Source organism: Jiangella aurantiaca (assembly GCF_004349105.1).
Taxonomy (GTDB): domain Bacteria; phylum Actinomycetota; class Actinomycetes; order Jiangellales; family Jiangellaceae; genus Jiangella; species Jiangella aurantiaca.
Genome location: NZ_SMLB01000014.1, coordinates 15,286 through 29,106, shown reverse-complemented (window position 1 = coordinate 29,106; position 13,821 = coordinate 15,286). Strand labels below are relative to the sequence as shown.

The following is a 13,821-nucleotide window of genomic DNA, read 5'->3' as shown; positions in this document are numbered from 1 at the left end:
CATGGGGTACCCGGAGATCCGGCCGCGGCGGCTGCGCCGCACGCCGGCCATGCGCCGGCTGGTCGCCGAGACGTCGCTGGAGCCGCGCCACCTGGTGCTGCCGATGTTCGTCCGCGAGGGCGCGACCGAGCCGCGGCCGATCCCGTCCATGCCCGGCGTCGTGCAGCACACCATGGAGTCGCTGCGCAAGGCGGCGCTCGAGGCGGTCGAGGCCGGCGTCGGCGGGCTCATGCTGTTCGCCATCCCGGAACGGAAGGACGCCGTCGGCTCCGGCGGCGTCGACCCGAAGGGGCCGCTCAACGCCGCCATCCGCGAGGTCGTCGCCGAGGTGGGCGACGCGACGGTCGTCATGGCCGACCTGTGCCTCGACGAGTTCACCGACCACGGCCACTGCGGTGTGCTGGCGCCCGACGGCTCGGTCGACAACGACGCGACGCTCGAGGTCTACGGCCGCATGGCGGTCGCGCAGGCCGAGGCCGGCGTCCACGTCGTCGGGCCGAGCGGGATGATGGACGGTCAGGTGGGCGCCGCGCGGACCGCGCTGGACGCCGCCGGGTTCACCGACGTCGCGATCCTGGCCTACGCCGCCAAGTACGCCTCGGCGTTCTACGGCCCGTTCCGCGACGCCGTCGAGTCGTCGCTGACCGGCGACCGCAAGACGTACCAGCAGGACCCCGCCAACGGGCTGGAGGCGCTGCGCGAGACCGCCCTCGACCTCGAGGAGGGCGCCGACATGGTCATGGTCAAGCCGGCCATGTCCTACCTCGACGTGCTCACCCGGGTTCGCGACCTCGTCGGCGTCCCCGTCGCGGCCTACCAGGTCTCCGGCGAGTACGCGATGATCCAGGCCGCCGCCGAGCGCGGCTGGATCGACCGCGACCGCGCCGTCCTCGAGACGCTGACGTCCATCCGCCGGGCCGGCGCCGACATCGTCCTGACGTACTGGGCGGTCGAGGCCGCCCACTGGCTGCGCGCGGCCCGCTGACCCTTTCTCGCTGTCGGACCGCACCGGTAAGGTCGGCCTGTCACACGACACGCGAGGAGTGATAGTGCAGCGCGAACGGGAGCAATGGGGCACCCGGGCCGGCTTTCTCCTGGCCGCCATCGGGTCTGCGATCGGGTTGGGCAACATCTGGCGATTCCCGTACGTCACGTACGAGAACGGTGGCGGCGCGTTCCTCGTGCCGTATCTCATCGCCCTGCTGACGGCGGGCATCCCGTTCCTGATCCTCGAGTACGCCATCGGCCACCGCTTCCACGGCTCGCCGCCGCTGGCGTTCCGCCGGCTGCACCGGCGGGCCGAGGCGCTCGGGTGGTGGCAGGTCGGCATCTGCTTCGTCATCGCCGCCTACTACGCGGTCATCGTGGCGTGGGCGCTGCGCTACACGGGCTTCTCCATCGGCCAGGACTGGGGCGACGACCCCGAGGCCTTTCTCATCGGCGACTTCCTCCAGGTCGGTGAGCCGGGCTGGATCACGTCCTACGTGTCCGGAGTGCTCTGGCCGCTCATCGCGGTCTGGGCGTTCGTGCTCGTGGTACTGGCGCTGGGCGTCCGCCGCGGCATCGAGCGGGCGAACATGATCTTCATCCCGCTGCTGGTGGTGCTGTTCGGGATCCTGGTGGTGCGTGCACTGTTCCTCGACGGCGCCGAGCTGGGCCTGGACGCGCTGTTCTCGCCTGACTGGAGCGCCATCACCGACGGTGGTGTGTGGGTGGCCGCGTACGGGCAGATCTTCTTCTCGCTGTCCGTGGGCTTCGGCATCATGGTCACGTACGCCTCGCACCTGCACCGCCGTTCCGACCTCACGGGCTCGGCCCTGGTGGCCGGGTTCGCGAACAGTTCGTTCGAGATCCTGGCCGGCATCGGGGTATTCGCCACACTCGGGTTCATGGCGGCGTCCAGCGGGGTGGCGGTCGGTGAGGTCGCGCAGTCCGGCATCGGGCTGGCGTTCATCGCGTTCCCGCAGATCATCTCCACGTTGACCAGCGGTGCGGGGCTGTTCGGCGTGCTGTTCTTCGCCTCATTGGTGATCGCCGGGCTGACGTCGCTGGTGAGCATCGTGCAGGTGGTCATCTCGACGGTCCAGGACCGCACGCCGCTCACCCGCGTGCCGGCCGTGGCGATCGTGGGCGGCGCCATCGCCCTGGTGTCGATCCTGCTGTTCCCCACCGCCCAGGGGCTGCACTACCTCGACGTCACCGACCACTTCATCAACCAGTACGGCATCGCGCTCGCGGCGTTGGTGATCGTCATCGTGGTGAGCTGGATCCTGCGGCGCCTCCAGCCGCTGCAGGCGCATGCCAACCTCACCTCGGCCGTCCGGCTCGGTGCGTGGTGGCAGGTGGCGCTCGGCATCATCACGCCCGTGGTGCTGGGCTGGATGATGTGGGACAGCCTGCGGCAGGAGTTCGAGCAGAACTACGGGGACTATTCGACGGAGTTCCTCCTGGTCGTCGGGTGGGGCCTGGCCATCGGCGTCATCGTGGTCGGCGTTGTGCTGTCGCTGTTCCGCTGGCGGGGCGCCGACGACTTCGTCCCCGCCGAGATCGAGACCGTCGGCGGAGAAGGGAGGCGGTCATGAGCGGCGGAGCGCTGGCGATGCTGATCGTGGCGATCGTCATCGTGTGGGGCGGCCTCGCGATGAGCGTCGTGACCTTGATGCGTCACCCTGACGTCCGGGTCGCGGAGGATCGACCAGATCTGTGATCTGAAACAGCCGCTTACTTGACTCGTTCCAGAAAAGGGTCGAGGATCGGGTCGTGCCCACCGACGAGGAGCTCCGCGACGACGCCGCGTCGCGGCTACGCGCGGCCGGGCTGCGGGTCACCGCGCCCCGCGTGGGCGTGCTCGTCGCCCTCGAGCGCGAGTCGCACGCCGACGCCGACACCGTCGCGCGGCACGTCCGGGCGTCGCTCGGCGCCGTCTCCACCCAGGCCGTCTACGACGTGCTGCACGCGCTCACCGAAGCCGGGCTGCTGCGCCGCATCGAGCCGGCCGGGTCCACCACGCGCTACGAGACGCGGGTCGGCGACAACCACCACCACATGATCTGCCGGGGCTGTGGCGTCATCGTCGACGTCGACTGCTCCGGGCTGGCGCCCTGTCTGGCGCCCGCGCGCACGCACGGCTTCATGCTCGACGAGGCCGAGGTGACCTTCTGGGGGCTCTGCCCCGAGTGCCAACCAGCGAACGAGGAGAATGCATGAGCTCGACGCCGCACACGACCACCAACTCCGGTGCACCGGTCGCCAGCGACGCCCACTCGCTGACGGTGGGGCCCAACGGTCCCATCGTGCTGCACGACCACTACCTGGTCGAGAAGCTGGCCCAGTTCAACCGCGAGCGCGTCCCGGAGCGGGTCGTGCACGCCAAGGGCGGCGGCGCGTTCGGCGTCCTCGAGGTCACCGAGGACGTCAGCCAGTTCACCAAGGCCGCGCTGTTCCAGCCGGGCACCCGTACCGAGGCGCTGGCGCGGTTCTCGTCCGTCGCCGGTGAGCAGGGCAGCCCCGACACCTGGCGCGACCCGCGCGGCTTCGCGCTGAAGTTCTACACGACCGAGGGCAACTACGACCTCGTCGGCAACAACACCCCCGTGTTCTTCCTGCGCGACACCATCAAGTTCCCCGACTTCATCCGCTCGCAGAAGCGGCTGCCGGGCTCCAACCTGCGCGACCACGACATGCAGTGGGACTTCTGGACGCTGTCGCCGGAGAGCGCGCACCAGGTGACCTGGCTGATGGGCGACCGCGGCCTGCCGCGCACCTGGCGGAACATGGACGGATTCGGCTCGCACACCTACCAGTGGATCAACGCGGGCGGTGAGCGGTTCTGGGTGAAGTACCACTTCCGTACCGACCAGGGCCACGAGTTCCTCACCCAGGCCGACGCCGACCGCATTGCCGGTGAGGACGCCGACCACCACATCCGCGACCTCTACGAGGCCATCCAGCGCGGCGAGCACCCCTCGTGGACGGTGTACGTGCAGGTCATGCCGTACGCCGACGCCGCGAGCTACCGGTTCAACCCGTTCGACCTCACGAAGGTTTGGCCGAAGGGCGACTACCCGCTGATCAAGGTCGGCACGCTGCGGCTGGATCGTAACCCGGAGAACTACTTCGCACAGATCGAGCAGGCCGCGTTCGAGCCGAGCAACTTCGTGCCCGGCATCGCCGCCAGCCCGGACAAGATGCTGCTCGGCCGCATCTTCTCCTACGCCGACGCGCACCGGTACCGCATCGGCACCAACTACGCGCAGCTGCCGGTCAACGCGCCGAAGAACGAGGTCGACTCGTACTCGAAGGACGGCGCCATGCGGTACTCGTGGGCGTCGCCGGAGCGCCCCGTCTATGCCCCGAACAGCCACGGCGGCCCGGCGGCCGAACCCTCGCTGGTGGGCGACGCCGGCTGGGAGTCCGACGGCGAACTGGTGCGCGCCGCCGCCACCCTGCACGCCGAGGACGACGACTTCGGCCAGGCCGGCACGCTGGTCCGCGAGGTCCTCGACGACGCCGCGCGCGACCGCCTGGTGGGCAACATCGCCGGCCACGTCGGCCAGGTCAAGAGCGACGAGCTGCGGCAGCGCGTCTACGCCTACTGGCGCAGCGTCGACGAGACCCTCGGCAAGCGGGTCGAAGAGGCCGCCGGCCGCTGATCGCGCGAGCCCGACGCCGCCCTCGTCCGCGCCCCGTCATGGGGCCGGACGGGGACGGTGCGCCTGCCCCACCCAGCGTTGATCTTGGAGTTGTTCGGCCATCTACGGGACATTTCGCCCCACGATGGCCGAACAACTCCAAGATCAACACGCGACCGGAGTTCACGTCGCATATGGCCGTCTGATCAGGGTTCCGTCCGGGCGCGGACGGGCGTAGTCTCCCGCTCCACGAGGGGACCGCAGGCCCCGCAGGACACCACGATCTGGGGAGCCAGGATGAGACGGAACGCAGTGTGGGCCGCGGGATCCGCGGCAGCTGTCGTACTGGTCGCAGCACCGCTGGCGTCGGCCGCGAAACCGGCCGAGAGCACCGAGCTGCGCGATGCCGTGACCACGGCCGGCATCATGGAGCGCACCTGGAGGTACTCCAGGACATCGCCGACGCGAACGGCGGCACGAGGGCGTCCGGGACGCCGGGCTACGACGAGTCGCTGGAGTATGTGAAGGCCCAGCTCGACGCCGCCGGCTATCAGACCACTGTCTTCGCCGGCCAGGGCCTGGAGACCGAGCCGACGGCCTTCGACGGACGGTCGGACTACGACGCGTTCATCAGCGTGGGCATCCCGGCCGGCGGCCTGTTCAGCGGCGCCGAGGGCATCAAGACGGCCGAGCAGGCCGCGATCTACGGCGGCACCGCGGGCGTCGCATACGACCCGTGCTACCACGCGGAATGCGACGACATCACCAACCTGTCGATCGAGGCGCTGGACGAGTTCTCCGACGCCGCTGCGCACGCCACGCTGGCCTTCGCGATGACGACGTCGGCCATCGAGGGCACCGACAAGGGCAACGCCACCGGCCAGTCGGAGTCGCTGTTCCTAGGGTCGCACCTGCGGCGCTGAGGCGGTTGTCGGCGGGAGCGGCCCGGACGCCCTGTTCCGCCTTTCCCTTGTGGGCCTCGCCGCCCCTTGGGACCCCGTGGTCGGCCTTTGGCTAGGCCGGCGTTCGGGCTGCTCCGGCCGCTTGCGAGAATGACGCGGTGACCAACGACGACGTGCCGCGCAGTGCGGAGCTCTTCGACCGTGCGCGGACCGTCACGCCCGGCGGGGTGAACTCGCCGGTGCGGGCGTTCCGGGCGGTCGGCGGAACACCCCGGTTCATCCAGCGCGCCAGTGGACCCTACCTCTACGACGTCGACGGCCGCGAGTACGTCGACCTCGTCGGCTCGTGGGGGCCGATGATCCTCGGCCACGCCCACCCGGCGATCGTCGAGGCCGTCCGCGCGCAGGTCGCGCTGGGCACGTCGTACGGCACTCCCACCCAGGCCGAGGTCGAGCTGGCCGAGGAGATCGTGGCCCGCACCAGCGTCGAGCAGGTCCGGCTGGTCTCCAGCGGCACCGAGGCCACCATGAGCGCCATCCGACTGGCCCGCGGCGCCACCGGGCGCAGCAAGGTGGTGAAGTTCGCCGGCCACTACCACGGGCACGTCGACGCGCTGCTGGCCGCCGCCGGGAGCGGGGTCGCGACGTTCGCCCTGCCCGACACCCCCGGTGTGACGGGTGCCAGCGCCGCCGACACCATCGTGCTCCCGTACAACGACACCGGCGCGGTGAAGGCGGCGTTCGCCGAGCACGGCGAGCAGATCGCCTGTGTCATCGCCGAGGCCGCCGCCGGCAACATGGGCGCCGTCGCGCCGGCCGAGGGGTTCAACGCGTTCCTCCGCGACACCGCGCACGAGCACGGCGCGCTGCTCATCCTCGACGAGGTGATGACGGGATTCCGGGTCTCCCGCTCGGGCTGGCACGGCCTCGACGGCGTCACGCCCGACCTCACCACGTTCGGCAAGGTCATGGGCGGCGGCTTCCCGGCCGCCGCGTTCGGCGGATCAGCGGAGGTCATGGGGCTGCTGGCGCCGGCCGGGCCGGTCTACCAGGCCGGCACGCTGTCCGGGAACCCGGTCGCGACGACGGCCGGCCTGACCACGCTGCGGCTGGCCGACGCCCAGGTCTACGCGCACCTCGACACCACGGCCGCGCGCATCGGCGAGCTCGTCGGCGAGGCGCTCACCGCGGCCGGCGTGCCGCACCGCATCCAGTACGCCGGCAACCTGTTCAGCGTCTTCTTCACCGCCGACGGCGGCCCGGTCACCGACTTCGCCGCGGCCAAGCGCACCAGCACGGCGCGGTTCGGCGGGTTCTTCCACTCGATGCTGGAGTCGGGCGTGTACCTGCCGCCGTCGGCGTTCGAGGCGTGGTTCGTCAGCGCCGCCCACGACGGCCGCGCGGTCGATCGCATCGCGCAGGCGCTGCCCGCGGCCGCGGCCGCCGCTGCCGGGGCGGATGCGGCATGAGCGAGCTGACCCGAGTGCACCTGCTGCGCCACGGTGAGGTGCACAACCCCACCAAGGTCCTCTATGGCCGCCTCCCGGGCTACCACCTCTCCGACCTCGGCCAGGCCATGGCCGAGCGCGTCGCCGGTGCCGTCGCCGACCGCGACATCACGGTGCTGGTCAGCTCGCCGCTGGAGCGGGCCCGCGAGACCGCCGCCCCGCTGGGCGAGACGCTCGGTCTCGAGGTCCGCACCGACGACCGCCTGCTCGAGGCGCTCAACGTCTTCGAGGGCCTGACGTTCGGCGTCGGCGACGGCTCCATGCGGCACCCGCGGCACTGGCGGAGCCTGCGCAACCCGTTCAAGCCGTCGTGGGGCGAGCCGTACCGCGACATCGCCGCCCGCATGCTGGCCGCCATGAGCGACGCCCGCCGCGACGCCGCCGGCCACGAGGCCGTGCTGGTCTCGCACCAGTTGCCGATCTGGACGGCGCGCAGCTTCATCGAGGGCCGCCGGCTCTGGCACGACCCCCGACGGCGGGAGTGCGCGCTGGCCAGTCTCACCACCGTGACGTACGAAGACGACACCATCGTCTCGGTCGCCTACAGCGAGCCCGCCGGCGACCTGCTGCCCCAGATCGGCAAACCCTTCTCGGCGGGTGCGTGATGCGACGATTGGTGGTTCTCGCGGCCGCGGCGGCGCTGGCGCTGGCCGGGTGCTCCGACGGCCAGGTCGAGCGCAGCGACAACGCGAACCAGGCCGGCTACATCGCCGGCGACGGCACCATCGGTGTCTACGAACCGGCCGAGCGGAAGGCTGCGCCGGAGTTCGGCGGCGAGCTGCTCGACGGCGGCGACTTCCAGCTCGCCGACCAGCTGGGCGACGTCGTCGTCCTCAACGTGTGGGGCTCCTGGTGCCCGCCATGCCGCAAGGAGGCGCCGGACCTGCAGTCCGCCTACGAGGCGCTGGAGCCGGAGGGCGTCCAGTTCGTCGGCGTCAACGTCCGCGACACCAACGGCAAGCGAGCACCGCAGCAGTTCGAGGACGAGTTCGGCATCACCTACCCCAGCATCTACGACCCCAAGGCCGACGCGCTGCTGGCGTTCCGCGACACCATCCCGCCTGCGGCCATCCCCAGCACGTTGGTCATCGACCGCCAGGGCCGCATCGCCGCCCGCATCCTCGGGCCCCTCGGCGAGACGACCCTGACCGACATCGTCCGCGAGATCGCGGCTGAGGCGCCCGCGACGGGCGCGGCCGCGGAGGGCACCGCTGAGACATCGTGAACTCCTTCGGCGAGACCGTCCTGACCGGTTCGCTGGCGCTGGCCGTGCCGGTGGCGGCGCTGGCCGGGCTCGTCTCGTTCCTGTCGCCGTGCGTGCTGCCGCTGGTCCCGGGTTACCTGGGCTACGTCACGGGGCTGTCCGGCGCGGAGCTGGCGTCCGGGCGGCGCGGCCGCCTGGTGCTCGGCGTGCTGCTGTTCGTGCTCGGGTTCAGTGTGGTGTTCGTCTCGTACGGGCTGCTCTTCGGCGGCCTGGGGTCGCTGCTGCTGGAACACAGCGAGACCGTCATGCGGGTGCTGGGCGTCGTGACGATCGGCCTCGGCCTGCTGTTCGCCGGCTGGCTGCCCGGGCTGTCGCGCGACTGGCGCACCGAGGCGAGTCCGGCGGTGGGGCTGGCCGGCGCGCCGCTGCTGGGCGCGGTGTTCGGCATCGGCTGGACGCCGTGCATGGGCCCGACGCTGGCGGCGGTGCAGTTCCTGGCCTTCGACGAGGCCAGTGCGGGCCGCGGTGCGCTGCTGTCGTTCGCGTACTGCCTCGGCCTGGGCGTGCCTTTCCTGCTGGCGGCGCTGGCGTACCAGAGGGCGACGCGGTGGTTCCAGTGGGTGCGCCGGCACCAGCTGGCAGTCATGCGGGTCGGCGGGATCATGCTGATCGTGCTCGGCGTCCTGCTGGTCACGGGGCTGTGGAGCGAGCTGATGTCGTCGCTGCAGGGCTGGATCGGCAGCTACGAGGTGGCGGTGTAGAGGTGGGCACACGATGACGACGGGGATGGACACGCGCCCGCCGGTGGACAACCGGCCGCCCCCGCTGAACGGCCTGGAGCTGGCGCGGTGGGCGTGGCGGCAGCTCACCTCGATGCGGGTGGCGCTGATCCTGCTGTTCCTGCTCGCCGTCGCCGCCATTCCCGGCTCGGTCATCCCGCAGAGCGACGTCAACCCGCTCAACGTCCGCGACTTCCGCGCCCGCAACCCCACGCTGTCGGAGTGGTACGACCGCCTCGGCCTGTTCGACGTCTACTCCGCGCCCTGGTTCGCGGCCATCTACATCGCGCTCATGGTGTCGCTGGTCGGCTGCATCCTGCCGCGCATGTGGCAGCACTGGAAGGCGGTCCGCGCGCAGCCGCCGAAGGCGCCGCGCCGCCTGACGCGGATGCCGGCGTACCGGAAGGTCGAGGTCGACGCCACGCCGGAAGAGGTGCTGGCGGTCGCCCGGGCCGAGCTGCGGTCCCGGCGCTACCGGCTGCGCCGTCCCGCCGAGGGCGAGGAGGACTCCGTCGCCGCCGAGATCGGGCACCTGCGCGAGACCGGCAACCTGCTGTTCCACCTGTCGGTCGTCGTGGTGCTGCTGGCGGTGGCGCTCGGCGGGCTGTTCAGCTACCGGGCGACGGTGCTCGTGCCGGAGGGCGCGGGCTTTTCCAACCAGGTCATCCAGTTCGACAGCCTGTCCGCCGGCGCGCTGTTCGACACCGCCGACCTGCCGCCGTTCTCGATGGACGTCGACGAGTTCCGGATGGAGTTCGTCGAGGCCGGCAACCAGATCGGCCAGCCCGCCGAGTACGAGGCGACGGTGACGGTGGTGCGTGAGCCGGGCGCGGCACCCGAGACGCACACGATCCGGGTCAACGAGCCGCTGAACATCGACGGCACATCGGTGCACATCATCAACCCCGGCTACGCGCCCGCGTTCACCGTCCGAGCCGCCGACGGCGAGACGATCCTCGCCGAGGGGCCGGTGCCGTTCCTGCCCGAGGACTCCAGCTTCACGTCCACCGGCGTGGTCAAGGTCGAGGTGCCGCCGGAGTTCGGCGACGACATCGGCATCCAGGGCAGCTTCCTGCCGACCGCCGTGCTGGACGAGAACGGCCCGCGGTCGATCTTCCCGGGCGTGCGCAACCCCGCGGTGTTCCTGACCGCCTGGCACGGCGACCTCGGCCTCGACGACGGCCAGCCGCAGTCGGTGTACCGGCTGGACACCACCGACATGGAGCAGTACCAGGAGAACGGCGAGCCGTACCGCAAGCAGCTCGTCGTCGGCGACACCGTCCAGCTGCCCGACGGCCGCTACATCACCTTCGACGGCTACGTGACCTGGGTGAACCTGCAGATCGGCCGCAACTCCGGTCGCGAGCTGGCGCTCGTCGGAGCCGTCGTCGCGGTGGTCGGTCTCATGGGCTCGCTGTACGTGCGCCGGCGCCGGGCCTGGGTGCGTGCGAGCACCGGGCCGGAGGGGCGTACCGTGGTCGAGGTCGCGGGGCTGCACCGGGCCGAGGGCTCGTCGGGCGACCGCCTCATCGACGAGATCGGTGCCGTCACTGACGGGCTGTCGCTGCGCCTTGGCGGCGCGGAAGAAACGGCCGATGCCGACCGCGAGGTCCCAGGTGGCGGCGAGTCCAACAAGGAAAAGGAAAGAGGCGAGGACTGATGGACCTCGATGCCGTCGCCGAGTGGAGCCGCTACGTCGTCGTCGTGGCCGTCCTCGGCTACCTGGCGGCCTGGCTGGCGTACTGCGCCGAGGCCGGCATCCACAGCCGCCGTCGCCGCAACGTGACGACCACCGTCCCGGAGCGCGAGCTGGTCGGCGTGACGTCGCCGGCGGCGGATGCGCCGGGGTCCGCGGATGTCCCGGCGGAGGCGCCGGCGGGTCCTGGCGACGCCGAGCTCCAGGAGCGCGCCGATCGACTCGGCGGTATCGGCCGCGGACTGTTCGGCCTGGCCACGCTGGTGCTCGCGGTCGGCGTCGTCATGCGTGGCCTCGGCACCGAGCGGGCGCCGTGGGCGAACATGTACGAGTTCTCCATCACCGGAGCCCTCGTCGCCTCGATCGTCTTCCTCGCCCTCGCCCGCACCGTCGTCGGCCGCGTCGTCGCCGTCTGGGCCGTCCTGCTGATCTTCGTCACCGTCGGCCTCGCCGCGACGTTCCTCTACGTGCCGCCCGGCCCGCTGCAGCCGGCGCTGCAGTCGTACTGGCTGGTCGTCCACGTCGGCTGCGCGGTGCTCGCGTTCGGCCTCTTCACCGTCGGCGCGGTGGTCAGCGCCCTGCAGATCGTGTCCGAGCGGGCCGCCGACCGCGGACGCACGAGCGGCTTCGGCGCGTCGCTGCCCGACTCCGGCGCGCTGGACCGGCTCGCGTACCGGCTCACCGCCATCGCGTTCCCGATCTGGACCTTCGGCCCGCTCATCCTCGGCGCCATCTGGGCCGAGGTGTCGTGGGGGCGGTACTGGGGCTGGGACCCCAAGGAGGTCTGGGCGCTCATCACCTGGCTGGCCTACGCGGCCTACCTGCACGCCCGCGCGACGGCCGGCTGGAAGGGCTCCAAGGCGTCCGTGGTCGCGCTCATCGGGTACGCGACGGTGCTGTTCAGCTACTTCGGCGTGAACATCCTCTTCGACGGCCTGCACTCCTACGGCGGGGTGGGCTGATCCCGCCTCCTGCAGGCATCCCGCTGTCTCAGGGCCGTCATGAGGTTTTCTCCTGCCTCAACACGCCTGCAATCGTGTTGAGGCTCCAGTAATCCTGGTGATGTACGCGATCGTTGGTCGGTCGCCACGCTACGCCCTAGCGGGAGTCGTCCTCGTCGTCGGTGTGCTGACGGGCCTCGTCCTCGCGCTGGCGCGCCTCGGCCTCCTTGCGGCGCTGGGCCTCCTCGGCGGCGCGCGCCTCGGCGTCCTTCTTACGCTGGATCTCCGTCTCACGACGGCGGAGGTCGGCCTCCCACTGGTTGAGCATCTGCTCGTGCTTGTCGTCGACGTCGCGCAGGTGGCGGAGGAATTCGGGGTCGTCGTCGGGCGCGAGCGGACGACGGGGCGGCGGCGCTGCGGGCCGCTGCGGGCGGTGGCGGACCTTGCCGACGGCCAGCCAGAGGATCGGCCCGATCAGCGGGATGAGCACGATGATCGCCGCCCAGGCGACGCGGTTGAGCGACCGGAACCGGGTGGAGTCGGTCTGCAGGCAGTCGATCAGCGCATACACCAGTAGCGCGATGGCGACCACGATTGGTAGTACCCGACCCACCGTGCGACCTCCCCGGTCGAGCTGTGTTCCTTTCCACCAGCCTAGGTGGTGTGCCGGGCATGACGCACCCCGGACCCGTTTCGGCTTGTCTGGGCAAGCGTCTCGCGGTCCGGGGGCGCCACGACCAGGGGCTGGGGGCTAGCCCTCGCAGGCGTCCGGCCGTACAGCGCCGGACGCGTGGTCGATGGTCAGGAGAAGAGCCGACGCCGCGGCCGGTGGCCGGCGCGGAGCTCGGCTGCCTGGCGTACCCTCTCCGCCTCCCGACGCAAGTCGTCGATGCGGGTCTGGGCGTACTCCAAGCTGTACAACGTCACTCCCTGTAGCGAACCTCAACCAAATCAAAGGTCAAATACCGTTCTTCGCCTATGATTCTAAGTTACGGGAAGGTCACGGCGCAATCTCGAACCGGGTGATTCCCACCACGTTGCCGGCGCCCTCGGCGGCGCTGCGAGGATGGAGCGCCATGGACACCGTCGATTCGAGTCTTGTCGCGGCGCTGCGGGCGAACGGCCGTGCGTCGTACGCGGAGCTGGGGAGGCTGGTAGGCCTGTCCGGCCCGAGCATCCAGGAGCGGGTCCGCCGGCTCGAGGAGCGCGGGGTGATCACCGGTTACCGAGCGACAGTCAATCCGGCGGCGCTCGGTCTGGGGCTGACGGCGCTGATCGGGCTGGTGCTCTCCGACTCCGCCGGCCACGAGGAGGTCGGCGCGCGGCTCGAGGACGTCGCGGAGGTCGAGGACTGCTGGTTCATCGCCGGCGACGAGGCGTACATGCTGAAGGTCCGCGTCGCCGACGTCGAAGGGCTGGAGCGGCTGCTCGGCAAGCTGGTGCGCATCGAGGGCGTCGCACGCACCCGCACGACGCTGGTCATCTCCACGCGGTTCGAGGACCGCCAGATCGAGCCGGCCCGATCCGAACTGGTCGGCCGCTGACCTAGGGCGACACCCTCGCCGGTGAAATTCCGCGGATCGGTTACGGGCACGGAGAGAACGATCCGAGGAGGGGACACCATGACGACGATCCACAGCCCACTCACCGACGACGCCCACAAGGTCGTGACGGAGGCCCTGCGCGACGCGCTCATCGACCTCGTCGACCTCTCCCTGGCCGGCAAGCAGGCGCACTGGAACGTCACCGGCCCGCGTTTCCGCACCATTCACTTCCAGCTCGACGAGGTCGTCGACGCCGCGCGGAAGCACGCCGACATCGTCGCCGAGCGGTCGGCGACCATCGGCAGCCCGCCCGACGGCCGTGCGGAGACCGTCGCCGGCGACTCGCAGCTGCCCCGGCAGCAGCCAGGCTGGGTCCGCGACGACGACGTCGTGGCGACGTTCATCGGTCTGTACGACGGCGTCATCGCGCGCATGCGCCAGCGCGCCCACGACGTCGAGCGGGCAGATCCCGTCAGCAACAACATCCTGCTCGACGTGATCGAGGAACTGGAGAAGCAGTACTGGATGTGGCAGGCCGAGCGGGGCTGACGCTCGCCGCCCCGGACGCGTGGGCGATGATGCTGCCGATCCCCGAAGCCCACGAACGGCGGCATCC

15 protein-coding genes are annotated in these 13,821 nt (G+C 71.0%); 14 read left to right on the top strand and 1 reads right to left on the bottom strand.

Annotated elements, in window-relative coordinates:
* The first annotated feature begins 1 nt into the window (after window position 1).
* From hemB to ccsB, 12 genes are all read left to right on the top strand, one after another.
* The gene (hemB, locus tag E1262_RS12455) at window positions 2-985 is read left to right on the top strand and encodes a porphobilinogen synthase (protein WP_132103462.1); all 984 of its coding nucleotides are present in this window, start codon (window positions 2-4) and stop codon (window positions 983-985) included.
* 61 nt (window positions 986-1,046) lie between these two features.
* A complete protein-coding gene (locus E1262_RS12450) occupies window positions 1,047-2,582 on the top strand; it encodes a sodium-dependent transporter (RefSeq protein ID WP_132103545.1) in 1,536 nt (511 codons plus the stop codon).
* Window positions 2,579-2,707, top strand: coding sequence for a methionine/alanine import family NSS transporter small subunit (locus E1262_RS12445; RefSeq protein ID WP_132103461.1), 129 nt, complete (start codon window positions 2,579-2,581; stop codon window positions 2,705-2,707). Before E1262_RS12450 ends, E1262_RS12445 begins: the two co-directional genes overlap by 4 nt.
* A 53-nt stretch (window positions 2,708-2,760) precedes the next feature.
* On the top strand, window positions 2,761-3,207 hold the full coding sequence (locus E1262_RS12440) for a Fur family transcriptional regulator (RefSeq protein ID WP_132103460.1): 447 nt from the start codon (window positions 2,761-2,763) through the stop codon (window positions 3,205-3,207).
* Window positions 3,204-4,652, top strand: coding sequence for a catalase (locus E1262_RS12435; RefSeq protein ID WP_132103459.1), 1,449 nt, complete (start codon window positions 3,204-3,206; stop codon window positions 4,650-4,652). Before E1262_RS12440 ends, E1262_RS12435 begins: the two co-directional genes overlap by 4 nt.
* Window positions 4,653-5,152: 500 nt before the next feature.
* Window positions 5,153-5,554: a M28 family peptidase gene (locus tag E1262_RS30880; protein ID WP_203453802.1), complete on the top strand. Its 402-nt coding sequence runs from the start codon at window positions 5,153-5,155 to the stop codon at window positions 5,552-5,554.
* Between the two features lie 137 nt (window positions 5,555-5,691).
* Window positions 5,692-7,002 (top strand): glutamate-1-semialdehyde 2,1-aminomutase, encoded by a 1,311-nt coding sequence (gene hemL, locus E1262_RS12425; protein WP_132103457.1) that lies wholly within the window; start codon window positions 5,692-5,694, stop codon window positions 7,000-7,002.
* Window positions 6,999-7,646 (top strand): histidine phosphatase family protein, encoded by a 648-nt coding sequence (locus tag E1262_RS12420; RefSeq protein ID WP_132103456.1) that lies wholly within the window; start codon window positions 6,999-7,001, stop codon window positions 7,644-7,646. Before hemL ends, E1262_RS12420 begins: the two co-directional genes overlap by 4 nt.
* The gene (locus E1262_RS12415; RefSeq protein ID WP_132103455.1) at window positions 7,646-8,266 is read left to right on the top strand and encodes a TlpA family protein disulfide reductase; all 621 of its coding nucleotides are present in this window, start codon (window positions 7,646-7,648) and stop codon (window positions 8,264-8,266) included. The genes E1262_RS12420 and E1262_RS12415 overlap by 1 nt, the downstream gene beginning before the upstream one ends.
* Window positions 8,263-9,006: a cytochrome c biogenesis CcdA family protein gene (locus E1262_RS12410; RefSeq protein WP_132103454.1), complete on the top strand. Its 744-nt coding sequence runs from the start codon at window positions 8,263-8,265 to the stop codon at window positions 9,004-9,006. The genes E1262_RS12415 and E1262_RS12410 overlap by 4 nt, the downstream gene beginning before the upstream one ends.
* 13 nt (window positions 9,007-9,019) lie before the next feature.
* Complete coding sequence (gene resB, locus E1262_RS12405; RefSeq protein ID WP_132103453.1) at window positions 9,020-10,684, top strand: cytochrome c biogenesis protein ResB; 1,665 nt, start codon at window positions 9,020-9,022, stop codon at window positions 10,682-10,684.
* Window positions 10,684-11,682 (top strand): c-type cytochrome biogenesis protein CcsB, encoded by a 999-nt coding sequence (ccsB, locus tag E1262_RS12400; RefSeq protein ID WP_132103452.1) that lies wholly within the window; start codon window positions 10,684-10,686, stop codon window positions 11,680-11,682. Before resB ends, ccsB begins: the two co-directional genes overlap by 1 nt.
* Window positions 11,683-11,818: 136 nt before the next feature.
* On the opposite strand, the gene E1262_RS12395 is transcribed toward ccsB, so the two are convergent.
* Window positions 11,819-12,253 carry a PLD nuclease N-terminal domain-containing protein gene (locus E1262_RS12395; protein ID WP_203453801.1) on the bottom strand — a complete coding sequence of 145 codons (435 nt, stop codon included), beginning with the start codon at window positions 12,251-12,253 and terminating at the stop codon, window positions 11,819-11,821.
* A 484-nt stretch (window positions 12,254-12,737) separates the two neighbouring features.
* On the opposite strand from E1262_RS12395, the gene E1262_RS12390 reads away from it, so the two are divergent.
* Window positions 12,738-13,205 (top strand): Lrp/AsnC family transcriptional regulator, encoded by a 468-nt coding sequence (locus E1262_RS12390; protein ID WP_132103450.1) that lies wholly within the window; start codon window positions 12,738-12,740, stop codon window positions 13,203-13,205.
* 78 nt (window positions 13,206-13,283) lie between these two features.
* Window positions 13,284-13,754 (top strand): Dps family protein, encoded by a 471-nt coding sequence (locus E1262_RS12385; protein WP_132103449.1) that lies wholly within the window; start codon window positions 13,284-13,286, stop codon window positions 13,752-13,754.
* The last annotated feature ends 67 nt before the right edge of the window (window positions 13,755-13,821 follow it).